Raw genomic sequence first — 24,926 nt, 5'->3', positions numbered from 1 at the left:
ATGAACCGGAACACACGATGAGGTGGGGAGTAGCGCTATGTCCATTAAACAGCTGATTTTTATCAGCCTGGGTCTCTTTTTGTTATACATGATGTTTACGGTAGGAGCCCCGTTTCTGCTGGCGATTGTCATTGCCATATCGCTGGAGCCTTTGAATCGGCTCATGATCCGGAACATGAAGATCAACCGGATCGGTGCGGCGACGATCACCAGCACCCTTTTCCTGCTGCTATTGCTGCTCCTGGTCTATGTGATCGGCCTGCAGGTGTTCAGCCAGCTTGTCGAGTACTGGAGCCGTGCGCCGATTTATTTCGAAGGCGCGAATGAAATTTTGCAGGAAACCATTTTGCAGGCGCAGGACGTGCTAAACGGCATTTCTCCCGGACTGGCGGACAGCCTGACCGAGTTTATGTCGAATATCTCTTCCTACATTCAGTCCATTGTCAATTCCGTATCCTCGGCTGTGCTCTCGTTTGCCAAGACGCTGCCGAATCTGTTTGTCAGCTCGATCGTATTTTTTGTAGCGGTGTACCTGTTCGGATTCAGTATGAATACGATGCAGGAAAGCGTCTTGTCCCTGTTTGACGAATCATCGCAGTCGCAGGTAACCGAAGTGCTGGGCAGCCTGAAAAAGTCGATCTTTGGCTTTCTCCGTGCCCAGCTGATTCTGAGCATGTTCACCTATGTCGTGACACTGCTTGGACTCCTCATTCTCGGCGTCAACTATCCGATGGCCATTGCGCTGCTTGTGACGGTCGTTGATATACTCCCGATTCTGGGCGTAGGTTCGGTACTGGTGCCGTGGGCGATCTATCTGCTGTTTGCGGGCGATGTGTTTACCGGGGTCGGATTGATTATGCTGTTTATTGTGATCACAATTATACGACGCGTGCTGGAGCCGAAGGTGATCGGCGATGCGGTGGGCATCGGGGCCCTTCCTGCACTGATCAGCATGTATGTCGGCTTCAAGCTGATCGGGGTGATCGGTTTTTTTGTCGGACCGGTGGTTATCATTATTTATTCCGCCATGCGTAAGGCGGGCCTGTTCCAGATCAAAATCAAATTTTAGGACGAAAGTGCCAAGCCTCTTCCTGGCGAAACGCCGGAGAAGAGGTTTTTTTTGTCAATTTCCAGTTCATTTTCTGGGCGAACGACATATGTTAAATACGAAGAGTCGAAAGGATCAGGTTCCCAAACGAATGATAAACCGATAAAGGAGGAATCTCTCTTGAAGCAGAATCCAGAGGAGCGGGCGTACCCGTTGTTTCACTCACCGTTCGATCCCTGCCCTCCGAAGCATTATAAAACGTATGTTGTGCCCGTAAACCAGTATGTGGTGTTCCAGCCCGCTGGTTTGCCGCAGTTCAGCCCCGCGGAAGCCTTGAAGCACGGGACATTATGGCCGTCCTTATACAGTCCGTACACGTCCAGAAAATTCAAAGGGGAGTGATCGTCCATGACGGATGCAGCGCCTAAGGTGGGCGACCGCCAATACTATGAGCTGCTGGAGCAGCTGCAGGCCCTCGATTTTGTACTGGTGGAACTGAATCTCTATCTCGATACCCATCCGGATGACTTGAAAAGCATTGAACAGTTTAACAAGGTCACGCAGGAGCGGACGATTCTTGCCAAGCAGTTTCAGGAAATGTACGGCCCGCTGCAAAACTTTGGCCGGGCCTATTCGAAATATCCGTTTGAATGGCCACAAGGCCCTTGGCCATGGCAAGTGTGAGCACAGTTCGGGCCCCCGGGCCGAGCCGGAGAAGCCCTGGCGGCCCCCGAACAGGCCAAGGAAGCGGGGAATTTATAAAGGAGGCGGTACAATCCGATGTGGGTCTATGAGAAAAAACTGCAATATCCGGTGCGAGTTAGCAAGTGCGATCCCCGAATGGCAAAATTTCTGATCGAGCAATATGGCGGTGCGGATGGGGAGCTGGCAGCCGCTCTCCGTTATCTGAATCAGAGATATACGATTCCTGACAAGGTGATCGGTCTCCTCAATGATATCGGCACCGAGGAATTTGCCCATCTTGAGATGATTGCCGCCATGGTGTTCAAGCTTACGAAGGATGCAAGTGTCGAGGAGCTGGAAGCAGCCGGCCTTGGCGCCCATTATGCGAACCATGACAACGCATTGTTCTACGAGAACGCTTCAGGTGTGCCGTGGACGGCAGCCTATATTCAGGCCAAGGGCGATCCGATCGCCGATCTGTATGAGGACATTGCTGCGGAAGAGAAGGCCCGGGCTACATATCAATGGCTGATTGACATGACCGATGATGTGGACCTGCAGGATAGTTTGAAATTTTTACGCGAGCGTGAAATCATTCACTCGATCCGCTTCCGGGAAGCGGTGGAGATCATTAAAGAGGATCGGGAGCATAAGAAAATATTCTAATCACATGGATGAATGGCATAGCGGTTATCTCTCCTTGAAGGGTCCTGTGCCGAGCACAAGCAGGGCTGCCTATTTGGTCAGGTTAATGACCTTTGAGGCGCCCTGTTCCCGTTTTGCGTAAACGGAAGGGAGTGTATTTTCTAAACCACTAAACTTGAAGAAATGGTGAACCGATATATTGTAAAGACAACCTCTTCATGAAGAACAGCCATGCAGCTAAGCAGCTAAATTCCCATGCAGGAGGATAGACGGTTGATCAGCGAATATCGAACATACAGGAGTAGGGAAGAAACTCTACCCAGAGGCACCAAATTACATAACACCTATCAGATCCGAACGGTTCTGTCCAGCAGTGCGCTCTCTGCCGTATATTTGGCACGTAAGATCGACACCCGGGAGAAAGTGATCGTGAAGGAGCTATTCCCGACTTCCCTGGCTGCACGAGGACAAGACCGAAAAACAGTTGTCTGCCGTCAGCGGACGCTTGCGCACAAGCTCGATGAATTCAGGGAGCAGTTCCTGCAGGAAGCCTTCATTCTGAAGGGGCTGGATCATCCGGGGATCGTTCGATACCTTGACCATTTCGAGGAGCGAGGCACGGCCTATCTCGTCATGGAGTTCTGCGAAGGAACCACGCTGGCGCAAATTCTGGAACAGCGGGAAGCAGATCTGCAGCTGATGTATGATACGCTTCTGCCGGTCATGAATGCGCTGGCATATCTTCATGCACACGGCATCATCCATAGGGATATCAAGCCCTCCAACATGATGATTAGCTCCCAGGGGGAAGTGAAGCTGATTGACTTCGGATCTGCTGTACAGTATACACAGGAGGAGTACCCGATCTTTACCACATCCGGTTATTCCCCCTTGGAATTCTATTCGAAGAAGTCACAGCAGGGACCCGCGTCGGATATATACAGTCTGGCAGCGGTGATGTACCGCTGCTGTACCGGCGAGACGCCACCGGATGTAAGACAAAGGCTGTTTGAAGACCGTCTGCGTTTTGAACCCGTGGGTCACGGGGTTTCAGCGCTGCTATCAACCGCGATTCGTCGTGGCTTGGCTCTCCGTCCCCAACAGCGCAGAATATCGCTCGGGTGGCTCAAAGCGGCACTGCGGACGGAGTATTTAATGAACAAAAGGAAGCTTCGGCGAAGTTCGGCGCGTTAGCGCTATCCGCCAAAGCTTCCTTTTGTTATCAGAAGCAGATAATGCCGATTACGAGGATATTTTCACAGTCAGGTGGTCGGTATAGATATTGGTATTGGGTTTAATAGCCTTATACCGCAGCTCGATCTCGGTTATACCGTCCTCGAAGGTGACATATAACTTCTCGTTGAAGTCGAGGGCAGCCTTCTTGCCCGCTGGAACAGGCATTTTGCCGATTTGAACCGCGCATCGTGTACTATGCTTGACATAGAGCTTACCCTGTTTGCCTGCACTGAACACGATTCTGGCTGCTTCCGGGAGCGACTCCTGCACTTGAAGGGTACGGAACAGCTCCGCGAGGGTTACAGTGCCTCCTCCAAATGAAGTCAGCGGCCATGATTTGACCGGAATGTCTTCTCCGCTGGCAGTGGCCAAGAACAGGCCCTCCAGTCTGCCGGTGAACTGAGGCTTCGGACGCAGCAGCAGATACAGCAGAGCTGCAGCAGCTAATGCGCAAGCGCCCCCGGCAGCTGTCCACTTCAGTACGGTGTATTTGGAGCTTATCGTTACTAGCAGTGCTGAACTTGCGGATTCACCGGATGGATCTGTAGCCGTAACAATCAGCTCGCCCTTTCCCGTCTTAGGTGCGTGTAGAATCAGCTGCCCGTCTTCTGTGATCTGCGTAGCGGCTAACGGAAAGCTCTCCTGTTGATCAGACAGGGTATAGACAAGCGGATCTCCGTTCATATCCTGAAAATACTCGTTCAGATTCAGCGTAATGTCCCCATCCTCCCGAACGGCGGACAGATTCCAGTCACCTGAGGCGACAGGTGCAATGTTCGTGGCCTGAACAGAGTGAATACTGCCAATTCGGTAGAACCCTGGTCCATCAAGCAGGATTTGCCAAGCGTAGATACCAGTCTCAGGGAAGCTGTATTCAGCCCGGAACACCCCATCTGTATAAGTCATTCCGATACGCTCTGTTCTATCCGGTTCCTCAGGATTGATGACAAGCTCCGCTGTGAGCGGCTTGTACAGCGCCTCGTCCTTCACCGGTTCGCCTTCCTGTCCGATAAGCCTCGCTTCGAACAGATTCTTCTGCCCTTTCAGCACCTCGCTCGTTGAATTGCCGTTACTGTCAGACGAGCTTCCCCCCTCAGCGTTGGCAGCGCCCGGCGTCAAGGTTGACTGAAGATCAATCGCATAGCTCCCAAGCAGACTGATCTTGATCAGGTCTCCCGGCCTTCCCTTTAGTTTCAGTTTAACTTCGCCGGCATCAGGCTGGCCGATCTTCAGAATGGTGTACTTATTAGATTCATATCTTCGAATATTCTGCGAGTCATAATAGATCTGAGCTTCCTTGAGCTTATGCTCGGACAGCAAAATCAGATTGGCTTCCTCCATAGTGGAATCCGGTATGTTCACCACTGCTTCCTGCAATTCTCCGGTAGCGGTAATCGCTGCGGAGGGCATCAGCTTGGAGCGGATCTGATTGGCGAATATCCGATTGAAAATTTCAGGAAGATCGTCGGCGCTGCTCGTAATGTACGAGCTGCCTCCCGTCTCGGCCGCAATATGCTCAAGCTGCTCCCGGTTAACCGTTCCGTCATGATTCAGCCCAATCGTATGGATCGGGAACCCCTCTTCCTGAGCCAGCTGAATAACCTCGGCGACATCATCCTCGGAGTCGGTCTTGGTGCGGCCCGCAGAGGAAGGGCCAAGGTCCGTCTCTCCGTCAGAGAGCAGGATCAAGAATGGCTGTCTGTCCTCCTGAGTTCCATCGGACAACAGCTTAGCCCCTTGTTTGAGCCCTAGGCCGATATCCGTATAGCCAGAAGGTCTAAGCTGCCGGATCTCCTGTTGAATTTGCTGCTTATGAGAGGAGACGGAGACAGAGGTCAGGGGCCTTAAGGCCACAATCCGATGGGAGTAGGCTGCGAACCCGACTCGGGTCTGGCTCGCCTCGCTCATGTCCATGAACATATTGATGACCTCTGCCGCAATGCCTTCCGGATCCGAGTCCGTCATGGAATAGCTCGTATCCAGCACAAACACCGCGTCATAGCCGGGCTTCTTCCCATCTGCGTACGCCTGTGCGGATAGCGGTAACCAAAAATTGTGCGTGGAATAGAAAAACAGGAAAAAAGTCATAAGGAGTATGGTCTTAGTGCCTGCTGATTGATTCATGATTTTCCTCCGTTTTTGTAGATTTTAGCTTGTCGTTAATCTCAATGAGGCCTTGAAATATCTGCAAATAAATGGGGTAGGGATAATTTCGAACAACTTTAAATTAGATCCTATACTTCCAGATATCCCCTAATTTTTAACTCAATACATTTGTATCGACCGCACCCCTCTCCAATTAAATAGAAAATAATGGAATTGAATCAGAAGAATCATAATTATGCATATTTCTCTTCGCATTAATTTCGTTTATGTACATTTTGTATTTCGTAATTACACCTGAAATGTGTGATTTTCGCGAAAAACCCCACAAATTGACATAATTTAAAGCCTTACAGTATGATCACTCACATATTGCTGCAGAAACTCGAACTGCTCAGGGTCAGGATATGAATGAAATTGGAATTTAAAGTAAAAGAAAGGAGATCCGTGCGTCTCTGCAGTTAATGCTTTAGCCAATTTACAACAGGAAGTAGGAAACGGATGAAGTACCGGGCAGATGATGAGCCGGGGCTTACCGCCGATCCAATACAAAACCCAGAGGGAGGAGGAGGCAAGCGGATAAACTGTTCGTCGTTTGCTCGCAAGCGACAGACAAAGTGCGCGAATTGCTTGCCGACCGCAATGGAGATTATCAATCAAACCAACCGTACGATGCTTTTCGAGGAGATCAATCCCGAGAAGCTTGATCTGGTCACAATCGTTGGCGATGTCAAAGGAATTGACAGCCTGAGTGATGAGAAGATCAAGGAGATTAACGAGCACCTCCTGGTGCGCAGCTTCGATGAGTTCCTGGACAAATTCTCACCTACGGTCTATTCCTTTTTCAACGCGGCCAACCAGCGGGTGATGTACACGCTCAAGAAGCCTGAAGGCATACCGGATGACATGATCTCCGAGATCAAGGTGAACCAGCATAACGACTTTCTGAAGATGCTCTTCACCCTGATCGACACAAAACGGAGCCAGGGCATTACGAATGTGGATTTTAAGTTCGAGAATCTGCTCGATATGATCTCACCGAAGAAGGTGATGGACGATATTCGTCAGGTGCGCAAGGAGATTCATTACATGTACAGCCAGTATGAGAAGCTGGACGATGATGATCCGAAGAAGCTGGACATGGGCGACAAGCTGAATGCGATGTTCGAAGAGGCAAGCCAGAACTACAACAATGTAATGGCGATGCTGCCGCTGGCGATCGAGGATATCAAGACCCGTCTTCTTCTTGGGGGAACCAAGGAGGAGAACGAAGGAGAGGCTGTTCAGATCGGCATGCTCACCATTGGTGAGAGCGGCGAACTCAAGATTATCGAAGCTCCCAAGAGCGAAACCAAGGAATTGATGCTGCTGGATGAGAACAGTTCGACCGGACTCACGACCGTCTTCGAGGAGGACTACGACTCGATCAGTGAGAGCCCTTCGGGTTATGTGAGAGACTTAGTCGTCCGCACTTTCGTGCCACTGCCAGCGGTTCAGACTGAGGTGAATGTGGAGCAGGAGGTTCAGAATTATAACACCTATCTGGAGTTCTACAAGAACGCGAAGGATGATTTTGTCAAAACGGTTAAGCCTCTGGTGGAGAAAATTCTCGGGGTCAAAATGTTCTTCGACCAGTATGCGACCAAGAACAAAGGCATGCTGCCGACGATGCTGGTGGCTAATGCCAAGCTGGACATGCTCGTGAAGAGCAGCAACATTCCTCGCCTGGAAACCTTCCTGAACACGGTAAACTCGAAGAATGATTTCACAGATACGATCTGGTTCGGCATCGTACCTTCAGTCGAGCTGGAGACAGCCGGCAATGTTCGAGTATCCCGTCAGCGCTTCAAAGGCAACGAGAAGATTGTGAAGCAGGAAGGATACTCGATGGAGTCGCTCTCGATGCTGCTGCAGGTGGTCAAGGATTACAAGATCCAGGTGTTCTTCAACTTCGAATCAGGAGAAGACACGACCTTCAACAGCATGGCTACCTCTGGCATCGAGAAATATATCGACAAATGTACACCGCTGGTACGGAGGGAATACAGTGAATTCGCTGTTCCATGTGTGCCGAACTTTACGATCATTCCGAAGGAGAAATCGGGCGTCATTATCGACAGCAAAATGCTGCAGACCGAGCACGGCGTCGAATTGTCCAAGGAGAAGGAAGATATTCTGAAGCTGTGGATCGAGGGTGTGTATGTCGGAGCAGCTTATGTGGCGGCCGGTCTGGTAGCTGCCTATCAGTGTCCGGAGTACCTTCGTGAGGCGTTCAAGACTGTGAACAAGGATTATCCGGGCGTTCGCTTCGATATTGAAGCTGGTGATAACAGTCTGCGTACGGTGACCACGATGGCGAAGGAGATTACAGGCTTCACGAACAAGATCAAGGATTCCATCAACAGCAAGAACTTCGGGTTCGTGTTCTCCTCAGAGAACGCCCAGCTGCAGGAGAAGGATATCCGCCGGATTACGGTATACAAAGCCCGGAGCATGGCGCTGTCGGAAGACGGGTTCGATTCCATCTACAAAACGCTGGTCAGTACGTATATCGAGCGCATTCTGCGTTACCAGACCGGAGACTTCAAGCATGAGAATATCGTGCGCTTCTTCAGCAACAATCCGAGCAGCCAGAAGAGCAAATGGCTCGGAAGCCGCGGCTATGTCAACTCCATTATTCAAGACGGAGACGATATGAGCTATGTGATTGATGAGAAGAGCAATATGTGCCATATCGATCTGGTCTTTAACGGCAATGTGAAGAACCTGGAAGTCATGATTACGAAGGGCACCAGCCCGGTTAAGGCGTAATGGAATTATTCAAGAAGGTGTTAAGGGCGTTATCTCACAGATTCGCCTTTATACATAAATTCCGGGGCGGCGAAAGCTCCCCGGAGGCTATTACATTTTATTTCAAGGAGGCAACACACATGGGATTCAGATTGCTGGTAGAAGGACAAGAAACGATTGAACTCGGGATGGACAACATCCAAACGGTTGTATACGACACGGATACTCCTAACGATTCCAATGCCCGCTCCACGGATGTCGGTTCCACACTGCTCATCAAGGGCAAGATCATTACAGCTACAGATGGCGACAGTGCAGACGACACGATGAAGCTGGCGCTCTGGTCGCTCGTTCCGGCAGAGAAGGCGGACTGCTACCGTAAGCTAACACTTGAGGTCATTGCGGCAGACCAGGTCGTTCGCAAGATTCACTTCCCTAATGCATTCGTTGTCGATTATACCGAGAGCTTCGGCGATACCGAAGGCGTCGGTTCATTCACCTTGTTCGTCAAGCAGAAGAAGGATAAGACGGAGCTCGCGAAGATCGACGGCGGGTACGCTGTATAACCCGCTTCGGGTTACACATCAGGTCTGTAACACGAAGGATATGAAGAGGCATTCATGCCTCTTCATATCCTTATCTCATCCGGGAATCGAACCGAAAGGAAGAGGGCAATGACCGATTATTACAAGCTGCTCGATGTCAGCCGCGATGCTTCGGCAGAGGAGATTGGACAGGCATACCGCAAGCTCGCTAAACGTTATCATCCAGATGTGAACCAAGGAAGTGAGGATGCCGCGCACAAGTTCAAGCTGATCCATGAAGCCTATGACACGTTGCGTAGCGAAGCCTCGCGGCAGGCATACGATGACAGGCTGAAGCAAGAGCAGAGAACGGGCAGTCAGGCTGCACAGAAGGGTGGCCCGCAAGCGGATCGACAGGCGCACGCGACCGGAACCGGAGCTTATACGCCGCCGGATGCGGCAAGTGTGGCAGCTGAGTTCGAGCGATTCTTCGGTTACGCTCCGAGAACGGGCAAGAAAGCACAGAAGAAGCCGGGCAAGAAGCCCGAAGGCCCTCTTGATGCCGACAATCTGTTCAGCAATTTCTTCGGTATCCGGAAATAGGCGCCAGAAACATTAACGCAAAGGGGAGCTGGGCGTGGGAAAACCGGTTAAAGTTGCATGGCTGTTCGCCGTGGATCTGTCCATCTGGGTCATTATGATTACCGCCGTAGCGTATGTGCTTCTGTTATCCGAGGATATCCACTGGCAGATAGCGGCCGCTGGAAGTGTGGTCATATGCGCGCTGGTGCATCTGGCATTGGGGGGCAATGGCGGTTCTTCGACAAGAGTGCAGGCAAATGCCGGATTCAGAAAACCCGCAGAGCCGCGCGATATTGTCAAGCTGGTCCAGATCGATGAAGACGGTGAACCGGTGAAGGAATGGTACATCATGGGACAGACATCACTTCTGATCGGGAAGAGTAATCCGATGCAGGAGGTCGAGATTGACCTGGCTGATAGCGAATACGCTTCCTTGATCAGCAGTGTGCACGCGGTCCTAAATCGAGTGAATCAGGAATGGTTCATTGAGGACAATGATTCCGCAAGCGGCACAGGTGTCAGAGCCGCAAGCAGAAGCACGGCAATGAAGCTGCAGAGCGGTGAGCCCTGCAGGATTAACTCGGGGGATTTGCTGTACATAGCCAACACCAGATTGCTGGTCAAATAAGAACTGATATCAAGAAGACGGGGGAAGGAAACAGACGATGAGTTTGACAAGATGTCCGAACGGTCACATGTTCAGTACACGTAAGCACGGCAATACCTGTCCATATTGCAACTCAGCGGTACATACGGAGACACCATCAGGCCGTCCGGCTGTACAGCAGCAGACAGAAGACGACAAGACGATGCCGTATCTGGGCGAGACGACAGGAATACATCCGGTTACCGGCTGGCTGGTATGCATTGAAGGTGCGCAGGTAGGCCAGGATTACCGGATTATGGCAGAGAAGAACTTCATTGGCCGGGCGGAGGAGATGCAGATTCGGATTCTCGGGGATAACACCGTATCCCGCAGAAATCACGCAGTTGTGGTGTACGACCCGAAGAAGCGGAACTTCTTCCTGCTGCCAGGGGACGCATCCGGTCTTGCATATCACAACAATGAGGCGGTATATTCACCGGTTGAGCTGAACGCCTACGATATGATTCAGCTCGGGCGAAGCAAATTCATATTCATTCCTTTGTGCGGACCGCATTTCGAATGGGATAACAACAATTAGTCGATTCAGGCTGGGTAGAGGTGAAGAGAAGTGCCCGAAGCAAGTGCAATTCAGCCCCATTATGTATTCATCACGGGGGTCTGCTTGGTTACCCTGCTGTTCATCATCCGCATCAGATTGATGAGGACGGCGAAGGTCCGCAAGATCAATATTCCGGAAGAGCGCGTTCAAGTCGGCAATGGTCAGACGATCGGAACCCGGGACGAGCAGGATGATTACTTCGCTAGTGTTACGACGTCCTTGGGCACATTGTCTGTTGTTGCGGACGGGATCAGCGGACTGCGCAACGGACGAATGTCCAGCATGATGGCGGTCAACACCTTCGTACAGGAGTTCGGCAAACTGGACAGGCAGGATGAGATTGCCGAATATCTTGCCGAGACAGCGGTCAAGAGCAACCGTCTCATTCTGCAGCATCTGAATGGACAGGGAGGCGGAACTACGCTGGCTGCAGTTGTACTGTCTGAAGGATACATGTACTACGGGGCTGTTGGAGACACCCTGATTACGATCTTCCGCAAGGGGGAATTCATAGCGGTCAATTCCAAGCATACGGCAGAGACGCTGCTTGAGGAGAAGGTGCTTGCCGGGGAGATGACCATGCAGGAGGCGGCAGCCAGTCCAGTCCGTCATCAGTTGACCAATTATTTGGGTTATGAAGGCTTTGAACAGATGGAGATTGCAGATGCTCCATACAGACTTTATCCAGGTGATCTTGTACTGCTGTGTAGTGATGGCATCTATGAAGCGCTGACCGAGATCGAGCTGGAGAGTATCTTAAAGAAGCATGACCATCCGCAGGATATGGCAGATGCAATGATTGAGAAAATCGGGGCCAAAGGGCTGCGGAATCAGGATAATGCCACTGTGGTGATCCTGCAGGAGATGCAGTAACAACCGAAGCAGCAGGCTTACAGGCAGAGAAGGGAATGACGGAGGTATACATGCGCAAGGAAAACAGCGAGTTCGAGACAGGCTTTGTATCGGAAGCAGGCTCATTCATCGACAACCGGGATTATTTTGCCTACATAGAGACCGAGGATCTGGCCTGTTATGTGCTTGCCGACGGGCTTGATACGGTGACAGATATGAACAGCGCCGAGATGGCGGTGAAGGCCGTGCTGGAGAACTTCATGGAGAAGCCGTCGATGTCCAGAAGGCGGCTTATGCGCGGCCTGCGTGACGCTCATGAATGGCTGCAGTTCGAGAGTCGGCGGGTCCGGCTGAAGGCTAGTCTCCTGGTGATTGTCACGGATTACACGCGTATGGTATACGCTTCTGTCGGCAATGTCCGCCTGTATCATTTCCGCGGTGGAAGACTGAATTTCCGCAGCAGGGACCACAGTCTGGCCCAATCGCTCGTAGACGACGGACGTATTCCGGAGGATGCTGCACACCTTCATGAGGAACGCGGCAACTTGCTTGAGTATCTGGGCAAACCGGGCAAGCTTCAAGCTTATGTTTCCAAGAAGACGATGCTTGCTGACGGAGATGTGCTGCTGATGGTTACACCTGGCATGTGGGAAGAGGTCGAACTGGCCGAGATGTTGGGTGCGCTCGAAGAGTCGAAAGATCCGGTCATACTGACAGACACGCTGGAAGAGGTGCTGCTCAGCCGGCAGCGCCGAATTATACCGAATTACACGGCGGCAGCCATAAGTGTCAAGAAGATCTATCAGGAGAAGCCAAAGAACCGTGCCAAGCTCATCAAGCGAATTCTTATCGCGCTTATTGTCATGCTTCTGATCGGGGGCGGAACCTGGATTACCCTGGCAAGATCGGCTGAAAAGAAGGCCCAAGCGGTGCAAGAGATCATGGAATCAGGGAGCCTCGGAGACGAATACGCGAGACTCGGGGATTTCCAGAAGGCGATCTCTCCTTACAGTGAGGCCAAAAATGCCGCGACTCGCATCAAGGATCTGGTCAACCGAAAACTGTATTTGAACAAGCAGGCCTTGTCACAAGCGATTGTCGATGGGGATGGTTACGTGGATGAAGGGGATTTCGAGAATGCGAAGATTAGCTACGAGAAGGCGCTGAGCCTCGCCAAGACCTACCTCTCTTCCAGTGTCGATACCATTGAGAAGAGGATCCAGGATCTGGACGGTTATGAGGCGATCCGCAAGCAGATTACCGAAGCAGACGTGAAGTTCCGGGCGGGAGATTACACGGATGCCTTGAAGCTGTATGAGCAGGCGTACAAGAAGGCGACAGAGGGTGGATATGATCGCGTTATCCAGGAGATCAGTGGAAAGCAAAGCGATACCCAGGACAAATTAACCGCGATTGAGCATGAATTGCAGGGAATCCGGGCCGGCAAGCTAGCAGCTCGCGGCGAGCGGCTGCTGCAGTCCGAAGAATACAGCGGCGCCATCGACGCCTATGCTGAGGCGCAGCAGATCTATCAGGAGATCGGCAAGCTGGAGAGTGTCCTGTCTATGGAGCGCGCCATCACCAAGGTGGAGGACAAGCAGCGTTCGAAGCAGGATGAAGAGAGAGCTGCGCTGGCTCAGCAGCAGGAAGCCAGTGATCTGGGAGCAATCCAACAAGGGCCAGCCGGTCAAGCCGGGTCTCAGCAGGCTGCGGCCGATCAAGCTGCGGCACAGCAAGCGGCCATTGAACAGGCAGCCCGGATGGCAGCTGAAGCCGCTATCCGGGAGCAGACCAAACAGACGGAACAGAATAAGCAGACCGAACAGACCGAGCAGAAGAAGCAGACTAAAGAGCCAGCAGAGAACGGAAGCGAAGACAATTCAGATGGCAATGAAGCCGAGGCTTCAGATTCGGAAAGTCAGGAATAGGGGAAGGGGGAGCAGATGTGAAGGAACTTGTACAGGAACGGCTTGGGAAGATGAATGATCTTGAGCAGCGCCAGCTGCTGAAGAATCTGATGACCGGTGTATTCCTCAATCTGGTGGACTACCAGGAGGAGATGATTCGCAAGCTGGAGCAGCGCGTGTTCGATGAGCTGGAGGACCCCGGTTCCCGGTATGACATTTACGGGGCTGTCTGCTCCCTTGAAGATTACGATCCGATTCATGAGTACTTGTTCCCGATGCTTCCGTCTGATGTGAACAGGTCCATGGTGGATATGAGCCAGGTGGCGGAAGTGATCCGCGAAGGCGGAGAGATGAAGCTGTTCGGATTGTTTCTGGAGATGGACACCGCTGACATCCTGAAGCTTGCAGCGAGCGGCAGGAAATTTCACGGCCAGCTCGTGACGGATGCGGGGAGTTACCGGATCGATGTCACGCTGAGAGCAAGCGACACTTATATTAAGGAGATCGAGAAGCTCTACCATGTCTTTCTGGACAACGGGGTTCCTTGGAGAACGGTTAACCATCCGTATATCCGGAAGTTCGTCGATTGCGTCCTTACGGGAGGTGAGGAAGACCCTCAGCCCCATGAGGAAATTCGGGAGATTACAGTGTCGCTGGAAGAATATGAATCGGTGAGGAGACAGGACCTGATCCCGCTCTGGAATATCGAGCGATTGTCGCTGAAGAACAGCGGGTTCCCGGTTCCGGCGATTGACAGAATCAATTATGAGCATGTGCTGTCACTGCGCAAAACTGGCGCAGAGCACGGCTATCTTGTACGTCCTGGCGAAGAAATGGAAATCCGGTACATCAAGCGTTCTGAACAGGAGCTGACCATTGTGACACCGCGCGAGAAGGCGGCGGTCTGGGAAGTGCTGAAAGTTACGCGGCCGATGGAGCTCCGGCTTGGCAGGCAGATGTACAAGCTCGTGTCCAACACGAGACGGGACAGCTTCGCCGGGCGATATGCCCATAAGCAGGGAATGGCGGTTCGGGCCAAAGCGGAAATTGCCCGGATTGTGTCTACCATGGAAGCGGGAGAGGGCCTTGAACTCGAGACGGTAGATATTGTGCCAGCTTCTCAAGCAGCTGCTGGCTTCACCTATCCGCTGAACTCGTTCGTTAGTGATCATGTGCGTAGGGAAGAAGACAAGCTGGTCATGCGGCTGGGGTTCCGCCGGACAGAGCAGAGGGGAGCCGGCCCGTCTTTTATTGACGGGGATCTGATTAGCTTTCTCGTCTCGGAAGTACAGATGTATTTTCCCGAATACCGGTGTGTGGGGGTCTGGGTATGAATTACGTCTGGGATGTGCTTATGCGGGCCCGAAGCTTGAAGCTTGCGGACAAGGACATCCGTTTTGTCCCGGCGACCACCTATTCCCCTTATATGGAGCTGAGCCTGTCCGATCTGAACGCTACAAAACCGGAGCAGACCGTAGAGGTGAATCCTTATTACCGCTTCTACTCCATCTTCCGGGATTTGTTCGGACCCGGGGTGGAAGAGCATGCGGAGCTCAGGGAGACGTTGTTCGATCTCTTGATCCACTTCCTGGCTGAGGCTGATCTGTATCAGGGGATGAACCGGCGGGAGTACTATATCCGTTTCATGAAGCGGGATCTTGCCGAAGGCATCTTCGGGGTACAGAATGGGATGCGTTTTGCCAGGCTTGAACTCACCGAACAGGACTACGTGGCAGAGAATTTACTCAGTCTCTATGAAACGGGGGAAGCGGTCCACTTGTTCCGCAAGACGATGCGCCAGTTATTTCCCCATTCGATCATCTATGCGAATTGCGAGGAGAAGGATGAACTGCTGATCTATGTGGGCCGGGAAGAGAGTGAAGGATCCCGCCTGCGTGTCGGACTCATTATGGATCTGTTCCTTCCCGCGCGCTTGCATACAGAGATCTATTGGAGTAGACATTTCGGAATTATGGACCAGGACAGCACCATGCGGATGGACGAAATAGCTCTGTATTGACCCTACATAACCGGGTCTTCCAGGTGCCGTCTGTAAAGAGCAGCGGCCTTGAGGCCATAAGAAAGGACATATGAAGGATGAGCGGACCATATACATACCGGCTGTACAACGACTCCACGACGTCCGAAGGGGTCCGGTTCACAGCGAAATATACAAGAGCTGAGCTGGAGCAGATGACGACGTTTCAGCTTCGCAGCATATGCACAAAAGAACGGCTGGTAGAAGGTCTCGCCAATCCGCTGGATCGGGACAAGCTCATTCAGCTTATTCTGCGATACCGGGGAGCTGACAGCCGCAAATTGATCACCGTTCCGAATAAGGGCGGATTTGAGCGTCTGGAGCAGGCGATTCGCCGATATCTGGGGACGGACCGCAAGGATTCCGGACGGATGAGAGTGCCAGCCAAGATCGTACTGTACGAAGACATTATGCTGGATCGTACAGACGGTTACAGGGTGGAGGCAGAGCTGCCATGGCTGGATGAGGGTAATGTGCTGATCGTGAACAGGGAGGATGAACTATGCGGTGTTCTGAATCTGGTCAGGAGTGGAGAGCAGGGAAAGGACTATTATCTGTGCCGTGACAGTATGGCCGAGCTGCGAAGAACCGTCAATCAGCACTACAGCCTGCTGTTCTTCAGGCGCCGGGAATCGGATTATCTCTATGAAGCTTATTACGGCGACAAACCGCTCGTGCCAACCAGTCTGCATGCGGTTCGAGTTCCGGTTGCAGAGCTGGTCATCCGTCAGCCGGAGCGGACCGATGCGGTGCTGGCCATCGACTTCGGCACGTCCAATACAACGGCCGGTGCTTATCTGGACAGCGGATACGTATCGATGCCAGACCACGGAGGAGCGGGGCGAATCCGGTTGAACGACATCAATTACGTTCAATTCCCCGGACCGTCCGGCCCGGACGGAGAGTGGCTTGAAGTGCTGCCGACTGCCGTTGCGGTGGAGGATTGCTCCAATCCGAAGCAGATTGTCTATGCATTTGGAGAGGCCGCGCCACGGGGAGAGGGAACGATCGGCAAGCAGGCTACCGTGCTGCGGGGAATCAAGCGCTGGGTGAATGATTACAAGCGCGCCGAGGAGCTGATAGACCCCGAGGGCCGCACGGCCCGGGTTCCGCGCAGCGAGATATTGGGCGCATTCATCCGCTACGTCGTGGGCATGGCGGAGCAGCAGTTCAAATGCCGGTTCCACCACCTGCATATCTCGGCTCCAGTGAAGCTGAAGACGCAGTTCATCGAGATGTTTACCGAGATTGTGCCGGAATACCGGATTGAAGCCGCTGATGCGCTGGACGAAGGGGTAGCTGTGCTGTACAACACGCTGGCAGACCAGATGGAGAGAAGAACGTTCACCGACGGCAGAGAGTATCAGGCGCTGGTCATTGACTGCGGGGGAGGAACGACGGATCTCTCCTCCTGCCGATTCCGGATTGAAGACGGGCGCATCGCCTATAAGCTGGACATTCATACCACTTATGAGAACGGTGATACCAACTTCGGAGGCAACAATCTGACCTACCGGATCATGCAGTACATGAAGATTGTGTTCGCTGGTTACTATGCGGCTGAGGAGCGGCTGCCGGACACGGAGATTCAAGCTCTGATCCGTGAATCGCCCGGCGATATCTACCGGTATGTGGATGAACACGGCGTGGATGCCCTGTATGCCGAGCTTGAGCGGCGCTACCGGGAAGCGGAGGCGATCCTTCCAACCGCATACAGACGTTACGAGCACGCGAACCGTGAAGAATATGAGCGGGTGCTCGGTAATTTCCACCTGCTCTGGGATGCGGCCGAGAATATGAAGCGCGAATTCTTCCGGCGTACGGGGATTCTGCGCAGCCGGTTCGAGACAGAGAATGTCATTCCTGCCGATACGGATCTGAATATTGCGGTCATGAACCGCTGGATGGTCTCGGTCCTGGAGAATGGCCGGTTCAGAGAAGAATACAGGCTGCCCGATGTCATCTTCAATATCCGGGAGATCGAGCAGCTGCTTAAGGCGGATATATACGGCATCGTGCGCAGGTTTCTGGAGGATCTGTACCAGGATGGACGACTCCAGGACTATTCGATCATCAAGCTGACAGGCCAGAGCTGCCGCATTGACGTATTCCGCGAAGCACTCAAGGAGTTCGTGCCGGGTCGCAGCATTGAATTCCGGCAGAAGCCGGGGGATCAGGACCGGGTATCTGAACTAAAGCTGGCATGTGTGCGAGGGGCGATCCGATACCTGAACTCGAAGAAGATGGGCCGGATCGAGCCGGTCCTGTCCAGCGATGTGCCGGCCATTCCTTATGCGGTCAGCGCGTATACGCACACCGGAGTGGAGAAGGTGCTGATTGAAAGTCTGGCGCCGCTTGGGGCCGCGCGGTATATCTCGCGTCCTTCCCACACCGCGGAGGTGGAATTCTTCCTCTCTGCAAGCGGGGCGTCGCCCCGGCGCCATGTGTACCATAACCGGCCGGGTCTATACCGCCCGGTAACCTACGAAGAGATCGCGCAGCAGTACGGGAAGGACATCCTCCAGGATGACACCGACTCGATTAGCAACGGCGAGACCCGCTATTTTGTATTCACAGGCGGCAGCCACTGGGGATTCCATGTCGTTCCGGTCGCAAGACAGGATGAGATGCTGCAGCTTGGAGAAAAGCACTTCTTCGCGTTTGAGGACGATCTGTCCGAGCTGGACTTCTTCGACGGGACGAAATAGCGAAGGGAGAGGAGGCGACAGCTGATGTTCATCCATACGATGCCCCGGTTCGAGAAGGGGCGAATCCTGAAGACTTCCATGCTGGAGAGCTTGAGAGATTATCCGCGCTCCTATCTGGATATTCGGTACCGCGACTATTCAGACGGCATCCTGACCGGTGCCGATATCAACGTCGGTCCGCATGCGCTGACGGTGACGCCGGGACTGGTTAAGCATGCCGGTATCATCTATCAGATGGCTGAGGAGCAGGAGGTGCCTTACACTGCAACCGGCAGGGAGGCGGTGCTGGCCGTGCGTTTTGCAGCAGTAGAGTCGTCTGCCGATTTCGACAGCTATGCCGGAAGACTCGTCATTCAGGAGCATGCACCCGGCCCTGACGAGCTGGAGCTGTGCCGATTCAAGCTGAAGGAAGGAGCCGTGCTGCGCTCCAATTACATAGACTTTGCGGATCTGGCTACCGAATACAATACACTCAATGTCCTTCACGTCCGGCGTGCGGGCAGGGGAGAAGACACCCTCGCCCCGATGATTCTGAGGTGTTATGCGAGAGAACTGCTGGGCAGGGGAAGCGCCGATCCGGCGGATCTGTCATTCTCCCTGCTGTGCCTGAATCAGGAGTACATCGAGATGGAGGCGCTGCTGCATTATGTGGCGGTGCGGACGGGAAGCAGTCTGCAGGATATCAGGCATTTGGCCCAGGATCGCACGAGCCTCCACCGGACACTGGTGCGGATTCTGGAGGAGAATGGCGGACAGCGTCCGCTAACAGGCTATAGGCGAAACGGTCCGCAGCGGATGATGGTAGATTAGGGGATTATTACTGTGACAAGGAGGGGAATTGAATGAAGCATATGGACGAGAAAGTAATATCCATGCTGATTGAGGCGGAAGCAAAGCGTAATCCCGCAGCTTCTTCCAGTGCCGGGACAGGGCAGACGGACCGTGCAGATCTGTCGAAACTGCTGGTGGAGATTGAGGGGGAGAAGGTGATGTTCCACGAGCAGGAACTGCTCGACGGACGGGTCAGGATCACCATGCCCCGCTCGTTAAGGCCCATGACCAGACAGGAAGCGCTGGTGAAATATCCTTCCGAGCGCCGTCCGGCAATTATCTTCACCAATGATGGTCTGAGTATAAATCTGACATTTAATCACACCGCCAATGTACTGGATGAAGCCGATGTGGAGGAGTTCAAGGATGCCATGGTGCAGATTACCCGTTCTACCCAGCCAATCCGCGAGTGGATCGGGGACGGCGTGCAGCAAGCGGAAGAGAAGACGTTTGGCTATTGTGAGTTTATGTCTCCCGCACTGAACACCAATATTTATAACTTGATGATTTTTGCTTCCCTGGACAAGCGCTTTCTGATCTGCACGTTCAATTGCATTGAAGAGGACAAGAAGGCGTGGCGTCCGGTTGCCCTGGCCATGCTGGATTCTCTCCGTGTTCATGAAACTGCCGAAGGAGGAGGGGCGCAATGAGCACGTTAGCTGTTACATACGGTAATTTGAAGATAACCCCTTACGAGCTTGTCAGTCTTCAGCAGCTCACCATCACCAAAGCGATCAATGATCATGCCCGCCTGAAGATGACCGGGATTGTTCCGGAAGACAAGAAGGAGAGCTACGTGCTGATGACAGAAGCCGATACCACCATTGAGGTCAGCCAGGTGGATGAACAAGGCGGCAGTGTGCCCCTGTTCCACGGCATTGTGCTGAACGTCGGGGTGAAGGCGGTAAGGGGAGTATACCATCTCGAGGTTGAGGCGATTTCCCATACGTACCTGCTTGATGTCAAGCGGAAGAACCGCTCTTTTCAGAATCACAATATGACCTATGGCGAACTTCTCGACCTGGTTGCCGCCGATTATACAGGCTTTGACGTCATGGATGAAGCGACAGGCGGCGCTTCCATCGGTAATTTTACGATGCAGTATCAGGAGACAGACTGGGAATTCCTCAAACGTCTTGCTTCCCGCTTCCACACTTCCCTCATGCCTGCTTCCACCTTCAGCTATCCCAAATTCTACTTCGGCATCTATGATACTCCTTCGCAAGGCAAGCTGGACAACTTCCATTACCAGGTTGGCAAGAACGTATCGGATTTCCTGTACCACTCTGCCAATGATGGAGCACACCTGGACGAGAATGACTTCATGTTCTACGAGGTGGAGACAAGCCGGGTGCTGGATCTCGGGAATGCCATCGAATTCAAAGGCCGTCTGCTTTATGTCCGCAGCTCTTGCTCAGAGATGAGAGATGGTCTTCTGGTCCACAGATACGTGCTGTGTACACGCCGGGGATTACGCCAGCGCAAGCTGTACAACGAGCGCATTATCGGGGCTTCTATACAAGGTACGGTCATCGGGGTCAAGAAGGACACCGTGCAGATTCATCTCTATATGGACGAGTCGCAGAGCAAGGATAGCGCGCACTGCTTCCCGTATGCCTCCATGTATACGGCGGAGGGCAACAGCGGCTGGTACTGCATGCCTGAGGTCGGCGACCATGTGCGGGTGTATTTTCCAAGCAGCAAGGAAGAGGAAGGGGTGGCCAGCAGTTCAGTCCGGCAGAACTCGGATGAAGGGGAGAGCAACAAGCTGGGCAACCCGGATATGAAATATTTCCGTACGGCGGCAGGCAAGGAGCTGCTGATGGGGCCGGAGGAGATCGTTATTACCGGCAAGGATGGGGAAATCTTCATCCGGCTAAACGAGAGCGGCGGCATCGAAATTTCCAGCAGTCAAATGATCAAGCTGATTGCCACAGAAGACATCATGATCGAGGCAGGACAGAATGTAGCCATTTCGGCCAAAGACGAAATCAGCCTGACCTGTAAGGAGAGCAGCCTGCTGATGAACGGTCAGACCAAGCTTATCGGTACAGAGCTGAATACCAACTAGCGGCCGGGTGCAGGGCACTGGGAAGCGGAGGGGAGGAGCATAGATGTACAGCGAACAGGCGCTAGAACAGTTTAGACAGACCGTGGTGACCCCTTGGCACCATGCGTCGCTTCTGAGCATGGATCGGGAATATCGAGCGAAGCGGGAGCAGTGGGCGGCTGACTTCATCGAACATTTTCAGCAGTTCTGCCGCAAGATACTGGATCGCCAACAAGCCAAAGACAAGGAGGCAATCGGCTATATCACCTATTCCTTGCTGCGGACAGGGCTGACAGACGGTCATCCAGCCTATCTAGCCGAGGCATTCGATGAGCGCTGGTTCTTCGACCGCCAGCCTGTTCAGGAAGAATATGATCCACAGTGGGCATTTCAATCACTGGAAGGACTGGAGTCACGCTGGGAGCCTGACGCAAGAAAGTATGCAGGCAAAATTCCCCGTCCGCTGCTTGAGAGACTGAGGCTGGAAGAGGCGATTCATTTCCACAGTTATGTATCCGAGCTGATCCGGTATGCAATGCCGCAAGCTGTTCTGCTGCCAGAATATCAGGCATTGGCAAGAACCAGTGTATTCGAGGTAAGGGTCGGAGAATACATGGATCACAGCATCACCGTGTACAAAGAGGACCGAAGGGGTCTGAGCAGCAGCGTGGTCCGGGAATGGCTGGATGCCAAGCTGGAGGGCGAATACGCTTATCAGGCGATTGAAGAAGTGGACTTGTCCGGGATTATAAATCCCGGCTTGGATTTTCGGTATACGGCCTTTCGGGCCTGCAATCTGTCAACAGCCAAGCTTTCGTTCTCCATGATGGTTGGAACTCACTGGAGAGGGTGTCTGCTGGAGGAGACTGATCTCAGCTTCAGTGCGCTTCAGGGGGCCGATTTCAGAGGATGCCGCTTGCCGCAGGCCATATGTACCGGGATCAGCGCAGGATGGCCGACAGAGGAACAGACCGAATGGATCATGCCGGGATTGGCTGGCGTCTGTTTTGCGGAGACCGATCTGCACAGAGCGGACTTCCGCCATGCTGATCTAAGGGGCGCGGATTTTACAGCAGCGAATCTGAGAGACGCGGATTTTACAGGGGCTGACCTGCGTGGAGCTAATTTTGCAGGAGCCAATCTTACCGGCGCGGTGCTGGAGGCGGCTAATTTGGCCGGAGCAAGTCTTCCAGAAGGCCCCTGGAACGTCCTTCTGAGGGAGGCGGGAAGATGAGCTATTTCATTCTGAGTCAGGATCATCGGTTCGTGAATGCGGTCAAGCCGCTCGGCGTATCGGAAGTTGTTAAGCCAGAGCTCCTGTCAACGGACCATGCCCAGGAGCTTGCAGCCACAAATCTGCATTTCACGGTAGCCGAAGCAGGTCAGATCGATTATGTGGATTATATCGAGCAGCCCGCTCCATTCGTCTCGGACAGGCTGAAGCGAATCGTGGAGAAGTTCGCTCCAGACACCCTGTTCGTACCCGGAGCCTTTACAGATCTAACACGCAGACATCAAGAGGTGTATTGGCTGATCGTACCTCTCCGTATCGATTGTCTGTCGGTTAAGAGCGATTTTGCACCCGATGGGTCACTGCAACGGCTAGTCGTGGATCGTGCCCACACGGGAGGGAAGATGCTCCTGCAGGTCGGGGGCGTGCGGGAGCGAATTCTGCTGATGCATCTGGCACTGGCAGAAGCGCTGCTGCGAAGAGACTACAATGGGATTCGCCTGATCAGAGCGGATTCGTAGGAGGAATCATGATGTCCAGTAAGAGTATGCCACAGATCCAGCCTTCGATCGGCGGGGAAGCTGAAGCGTCATATGTCGTTGCCGGAGCCATTCTCAGCTGCAGCTGTGGAACACAACTGACAAGACTGAAGCTGCCATACAGCCACGGGGTCTACGTGAAAGAGAAACCCCAGATGAATATCGACGATTATGTGCCTAACGTGAATATTATCAACTTCGGCAACTGTACGAACCAGCTCAATCCGGCTGTGCAGAACGGACAGTTCGATACAGAAGGGGTCCAGAAGGCGCCCTGTGTGCCGGTCATTACAGGCCCCTGGATCAACGGAAAGAGTGACGTCCTGATTGAAGGCAGCCCTGCACTGCTTAGCACGTGCACCAATACCTGCATCTACGCGGGCAGTCTGATCGTGATCGAGGATGACGGCCAGAATCTGGGAGGGGTATCCGTAGGCAGCGCGAGCGGCGGAATGGATTGATCGGATAAAACTGTGGATGGCCGTGCAGGGAGAGGGGGAATTTATGATGGCAGCGATACATACTTGGAAGGGATACGGGCAGATTCGGCTCGTGTCTCCTTATGAAATTCAAAGCCTCGGCACACTTGAGATCAGACGACATGTGGGGGAGCACGCGAGGTTGTTCCTGACCGCCGTGCTTCCGGAAGAGCAGAAGGACCAGAGTGTGCAGTTGAAGGTCAGGGAAGAAATGATCCAAATACAGGAAACGGATGCAGATGGCGCCCTGGTGCGCGTTCTGTTCCACGGCCGGGTCGAGCAGCTAGAAATCACGACAGTGCGCGGGGTGTACCAGCTGAGGCTGGAAGCTGTCTCCCACTCTGCCCTGCTGGACCGGAAGGTGCAAAGCCGTTCCTATCAGCTGGGGAATCAAAGCACATCCGAGCTGATTGAACGAGTCGTCATGGCTTACGACGGAGCGGATCTGATCGACACCACGAACGGTGCGGATCGGCTGGACTCGCTGGTGCTTCAGTACCGGGAGACGGACTGGGAGTTTATCAAACGGCTGGCTTCCAGCAGCGGTGCAGTCATCATCCCGGAATCATCCGCCGCTTCACCCAAACTGTGGATTGGCTTACCGGATGGTGCTTTGGCTCAGCTGCCGTCAGAGACGGCTTTCACCGTTGGCCGTGATCTGGCCGCCTACGCACAGGTGCAGGCGGCTGGTCTTCAAGCAAGCCCGGCAGACTTCACCTATTATGAAGTCGAAACCGAGCGATGGCTCGGCCTTGGCGACAGGGTGAAATTCCGGGATCAGGAGCTGGCCGTGGCCGGAGCGGTGTCCGTTCTGCAGGACGGCACCCTAATACATACTTACACACTTCGCCTGGAATCGGGGATCCGCCAGCCGTTCTACCTGAACGACCGGATTACCGGGGTATCCCTGGACGGCAAAATTATGGATGTGCAAAAAGATCGGGTGCGCGTGCACCTGGACATCGATGAACTCCAGGACAAGAGCCTGGCAGTCTGGCTGCCGTTCGAGTCGCCCTATACCGCAGAAGGCAGCAGCGGCCTGTATGTCATGCCTCAGGTGGGGGATGCGGTGCAGGTGTATTTTCAGAGCGCGAGGGAAGAAGAAGCGATCGTGCGCGGCTCGGTGCGCAAGGGCGGACAGCCCTCCCCCAAGCTGGAGGACCCGAATACGAAATATTGGGGAACCAATTTCGGCAAAGAGCTGAAATTCGGTACGAACGAGATGAGCCTGACAGCAACCGAAGGCAGTCTGTTCATCTCGCTGGAAGACAGCGACGGCATCACGATCCAGAGTGATACCGGAATTGTGCTGTCGGCAGAGAAGGATTTGGAATGGACTTCGGAGAAGAAGATAGAGATAACCGCGCAGGAGGGTATCTACCTGATCAGCGGGAACAGCAGTCTGGTGATGGACGGTAACACCGATGCCCGTGGCGAAGAGGTAGAGCTGGAAGGCCTGATCAAAACCCCAGTC

General features: G+C 53.4%; 23 protein-coding genes. 22 read left to right on the top strand and 1 reads right to left on the bottom strand.

The annotated features are described in order from the left end of the window. Positions 1 to 37: 37 nt before the first annotated feature. The 5 genes from ytvI (at position 38) to CHH75_RS20760 (ending at position 3,571) form a co-directional block, all read left to right on the top strand. Complete coding sequence (ytvI, locus tag CHH75_RS20780) at positions 38 to 1,069, top strand: sporulation integral membrane protein YtvI (protein ID WP_095399083.1); 1,032 nt, start codon at positions 38 to 40, stop codon at positions 1,067 to 1,069. 159 nt (positions 1,070 to 1,228) lie between these two features. Further along, a complete protein-coding gene (locus CHH75_RS20775) occupies positions 1,229 to 1,450 on the top strand; it encodes a spore coat associated protein CotJA (protein WP_095267251.1) in 222 nt (73 codons plus the stop codon). Positions 1,451 to 1,456: 6 nt separating this feature from the next. Next, positions 1,457 to 1,732: a spore coat protein CotJB gene (locus tag CHH75_RS20770; RefSeq protein WP_095399082.1), complete on the top strand. Its 276-nt coding sequence runs from the start codon at positions 1,457 to 1,459 to the stop codon at positions 1,730 to 1,732. Positions 1,733 to 1,828: 96 nt separating this feature from the next. Beyond that, positions 1,829 to 2,398, top strand: a complete 570-nt coding sequence (locus CHH75_RS20765) for a manganese catalase family protein (protein ID WP_095267253.1) — start codon at positions 1,829 to 1,831, stop codon at positions 2,396 to 2,398. Positions 2,399 to 2,650: 252 nt separating this feature from the next. Further along, positions 2,651 to 3,571, top strand: coding sequence for a serine/threonine protein kinase (locus CHH75_RS20760; protein WP_230875863.1), 921 nt, complete (start codon positions 2,651 to 2,653; stop codon positions 3,569 to 3,571). A 48-nt stretch (positions 3,572 to 3,619) separates the two neighbouring features. Here the strand turns inward: CHH75_RS20760 and CHH75_RS20755 are convergent, their stop codons facing one another. After that, positions 3,620 to 5,737 (bottom strand): vWA domain-containing protein, encoded by a 2,118-nt coding sequence (locus CHH75_RS20755; protein ID WP_230875864.1) that lies wholly within the window; start codon positions 5,735 to 5,737, stop codon positions 3,620 to 3,622. Positions 5,738 to 6,358: 621 nt separating this feature from the next. Here CHH75_RS20755 and CHH75_RS20750 point away from each other — a divergent pair. From CHH75_RS20750 to CHH75_RS20670, 17 genes are all read left to right on the top strand, one after another. Next, positions 6,359 to 8,527 carry a transcriptional regulator gene (locus CHH75_RS20750; protein ID WP_095267271.1) on the top strand — a complete coding sequence of 723 codons (2,169 nt, stop codon included), beginning with the start codon at positions 6,359 to 6,361 and terminating at the stop codon, positions 8,525 to 8,527. Between the two features lie 119 nt (positions 8,528 to 8,646). Beyond that, the gene (locus tag CHH75_RS20745; protein WP_095267255.1) at positions 8,647 to 9,072 is read left to right on the top strand and encodes a membrane-associated protease 1; all 426 of its coding nucleotides are present in this window, start codon (positions 8,647 to 8,649) and stop codon (positions 9,070 to 9,072) included. A 108-nt stretch (positions 9,073 to 9,180) separates the two neighbouring features. After that, entirely contained in the window at positions 9,181 to 9,633 is a 453-nt protein-coding gene (locus tag CHH75_RS20740) for a J domain-containing protein (RefSeq protein ID WP_095399081.1), read from the top strand. 34 nt (positions 9,634 to 9,667) lie between these two features. Beyond that, on the top strand, positions 9,668 to 10,240 hold the full coding sequence (locus CHH75_RS20735) for an FHA domain-containing protein (protein WP_255223092.1): 573 nt from the start codon (positions 9,668 to 9,670) through the stop codon (positions 10,238 to 10,240). A gap of 37 nt (positions 10,241 to 10,277) precedes the next feature. Then, positions 10,278 to 10,796: an FHA domain-containing protein gene (locus CHH75_RS20730; RefSeq protein ID WP_095267257.1), complete on the top strand. Its 519-nt coding sequence runs from the start codon at positions 10,278 to 10,280 to the stop codon at positions 10,794 to 10,796. A 48-nt stretch (positions 10,797 to 10,844) separates the two neighbouring features. Next, on the top strand, positions 10,845 to 11,690 hold the full coding sequence (locus CHH75_RS20725) for a PP2C family protein-serine/threonine phosphatase (RefSeq protein WP_369680156.1): 846 nt from the start codon (positions 10,845 to 10,847) through the stop codon (positions 11,688 to 11,690). 50 nt (positions 11,691 to 11,740) lie between these two features. Beyond that, positions 11,741 to 13,597, top strand: a complete 1,857-nt coding sequence (locus tag CHH75_RS20720; RefSeq protein WP_141235871.1) for a PP2C family protein-serine/threonine phosphatase — start codon at positions 11,741 to 11,743, stop codon at positions 13,595 to 13,597. Positions 13,598 to 13,614: 17 nt separating this feature from the next. Continuing rightward, positions 13,615 to 14,910: a normocyte-binding protein gene (locus tag CHH75_RS20715; RefSeq protein ID WP_095267259.1), complete on the top strand. Its 1,296-nt coding sequence runs from the start codon at positions 13,615 to 13,617 to the stop codon at positions 14,908 to 14,910. Beyond that, entirely contained in the window at positions 14,907 to 15,596 is a 690-nt protein-coding gene (locus CHH75_RS20710; protein WP_095267260.1) for an iron-dependent peroxidase, read from the top strand. Before CHH75_RS20715 ends, CHH75_RS20710 begins: the two co-directional genes overlap by 4 nt. Positions 15,597 to 15,673: 77 nt before the next feature. Beyond that, on the top strand, positions 15,674 to 18,322 hold the full coding sequence (locus CHH75_RS20705) for an acetate and sugar kinases/Hsc70/actin family protein (protein ID WP_095267261.1): 2,649 nt from the start codon (positions 15,674 to 15,676) through the stop codon (positions 18,320 to 18,322). 24 nt (positions 18,323 to 18,346) lie between these two features. Further along, the gene (locus CHH75_RS20700) at positions 18,347 to 19,132 is read left to right on the top strand and encodes a DNA and RNA helicase (RefSeq protein ID WP_095267262.1); all 786 of its coding nucleotides are present in this window, start codon (positions 18,347 to 18,349) and stop codon (positions 19,130 to 19,132) included. Between the two features lie 32 nt (positions 19,133 to 19,164). Further along, on the top strand, positions 19,165 to 19,803 hold the full coding sequence (locus CHH75_RS20695) for a hypothetical protein (protein WP_095267263.1): 639 nt from the start codon (positions 19,165 to 19,167) through the stop codon (positions 19,801 to 19,803). Next, positions 19,800 to 21,224 (top strand): contractile injection system protein, VgrG/Pvc8 family, encoded by a 1,425-nt coding sequence (locus CHH75_RS20690; RefSeq protein WP_095267264.1) that lies wholly within the window; start codon positions 19,800 to 19,802, stop codon positions 21,222 to 21,224. The genes CHH75_RS20695 and CHH75_RS20690 overlap by 4 nt, the downstream gene beginning before the upstream one ends. 43 nt (positions 21,225 to 21,267) lie before the next feature. Next, positions 21,268 to 22,437 (top strand): pentapeptide repeat-containing protein, encoded by a 1,170-nt coding sequence (locus CHH75_RS20685; protein ID WP_095267265.1) that lies wholly within the window; start codon positions 21,268 to 21,270, stop codon positions 22,435 to 22,437. Then, a complete protein-coding gene (locus CHH75_RS20680; RefSeq protein WP_095267266.1) occupies positions 22,434 to 22,955 on the top strand; it encodes a serine protease in 522 nt (173 codons plus the stop codon). The genes CHH75_RS20685 and CHH75_RS20680 overlap by 4 nt, the downstream gene beginning before the upstream one ends. 11 nt (positions 22,956 to 22,966) lie before the next feature. Then, a complete protein-coding gene (locus tag CHH75_RS20675; protein WP_413773645.1) occupies positions 22,967 to 23,434 on the top strand; it encodes a DUF4280 domain-containing protein in 468 nt (155 codons plus the stop codon). Positions 23,435 to 23,450: 16 nt separating this feature from the next. Continuing rightward, on the top strand, positions 23,451 to 24,926 hold a 1,476-nt coding region (locus tag CHH75_RS20670; protein WP_255223090.1), incomplete at its 3' end, for a contractile injection system protein, VgrG/Pvc8 family.

The organism is Paenibacillus sp. 7541 (genome assembly GCF_002276395.1).
Lineage (GTDB): Bacteria > Bacillota > Bacilli > Paenibacillales > Paenibacillaceae > Paenibacillus_AQ > Paenibacillus_AQ campinasensis.
Note: the sequence above shows the minus strand (reverse complement) of the source record. Positions and strands in the feature narration are given on the sequence as shown.

What these genes read in the sequence shown, in the direction of transcription:
- ytvI (WP_095399083.1), top strand. Translation starts at nt 38, where the DNA reads ATGTCCATTAAACAGCTGATTTTTATCAGCCTGGGTCTCTTTTTGTTA.
- CHH75_RS20770 (WP_095399082.1), top strand. Translation starts at nt 1,457, where the DNA reads ATGACGGATGCAGCGCCTAAGGTGGGCGACCGCCAATACTATGAGCTG.
- CHH75_RS20765 (WP_095267253.1), top strand. Translation starts at nt 1,829, where the DNA reads ATGTGGGTCTATGAGAAAAAACTGCAATATCCGGTGCGAGTTAGCAAG.
- CHH75_RS20755 (WP_230875864.1), bottom strand. Translation starts at nt 5,737, where the DNA reads ATGAATCAATCAGCAGGCACTAAGACCATACTCCTTATGACTTTTTTC.
- CHH75_RS20750 (WP_095267271.1), top strand. Translation starts at nt 6,359, where the DNA reads ATGGAGATTATCAATCAAACCAACCGTACGATGCTTTTCGAGGAGATC.
- CHH75_RS20745 (WP_095267255.1), top strand. Translation starts at nt 8,647, where the DNA reads ATGGGATTCAGATTGCTGGTAGAAGGACAAGAAACGATTGAACTCGGG.
- CHH75_RS20740 (WP_095399081.1), top strand. Translation starts at nt 9,181, where the DNA reads ATGACCGATTATTACAAGCTGCTCGATGTCAGCCGCGATGCTTCGGCA.
- CHH75_RS20730 (WP_095267257.1), top strand. Translation starts at nt 10,278, where the DNA reads ATGAGTTTGACAAGATGTCCGAACGGTCACATGTTCAGTACACGTAAG.
- CHH75_RS20720 (WP_141235871.1), top strand. Translation starts at nt 11,741, where the DNA reads ATGCGCAAGGAAAACAGCGAGTTCGAGACAGGCTTTGTATCGGAAGCA.
- CHH75_RS20710 (WP_095267260.1), top strand. Translation starts at nt 14,907, where the DNA reads ATGAATTACGTCTGGGATGTGCTTATGCGGGCCCGAAGCTTGAAGCTT.
- CHH75_RS20705 (WP_095267261.1), top strand. Translation starts at nt 15,674, where the DNA reads ATGAGCGGACCATATACATACCGGCTGTACAACGACTCCACGACGTCC.
- CHH75_RS20700 (WP_095267262.1), top strand. Translation starts at nt 18,347, where the DNA reads ATGTTCATCCATACGATGCCCCGGTTCGAGAAGGGGCGAATCCTGAAG.
- CHH75_RS20695 (WP_095267263.1), top strand. Translation starts at nt 19,165, where the DNA reads ATGAAGCATATGGACGAGAAAGTAATATCCATGCTGATTGAGGCGGAA.
- CHH75_RS20690 (WP_095267264.1), top strand. Translation starts at nt 19,800, where the DNA reads ATGAGCACGTTAGCTGTTACATACGGTAATTTGAAGATAACCCCTTAC.
- CHH75_RS20685 (WP_095267265.1), top strand. Translation starts at nt 21,268, where the DNA reads ATGTACAGCGAACAGGCGCTAGAACAGTTTAGACAGACCGTGGTGACC.
- CHH75_RS20680 (WP_095267266.1), top strand. Translation starts at nt 22,434, where the DNA reads ATGAGCTATTTCATTCTGAGTCAGGATCATCGGTTCGTGAATGCGGTC.
- CHH75_RS20675 (WP_413773645.1), top strand. Translation starts at nt 22,967, where the DNA reads ATGTCCAGTAAGAGTATGCCACAGATCCAGCCTTCGATCGGCGGGGAA.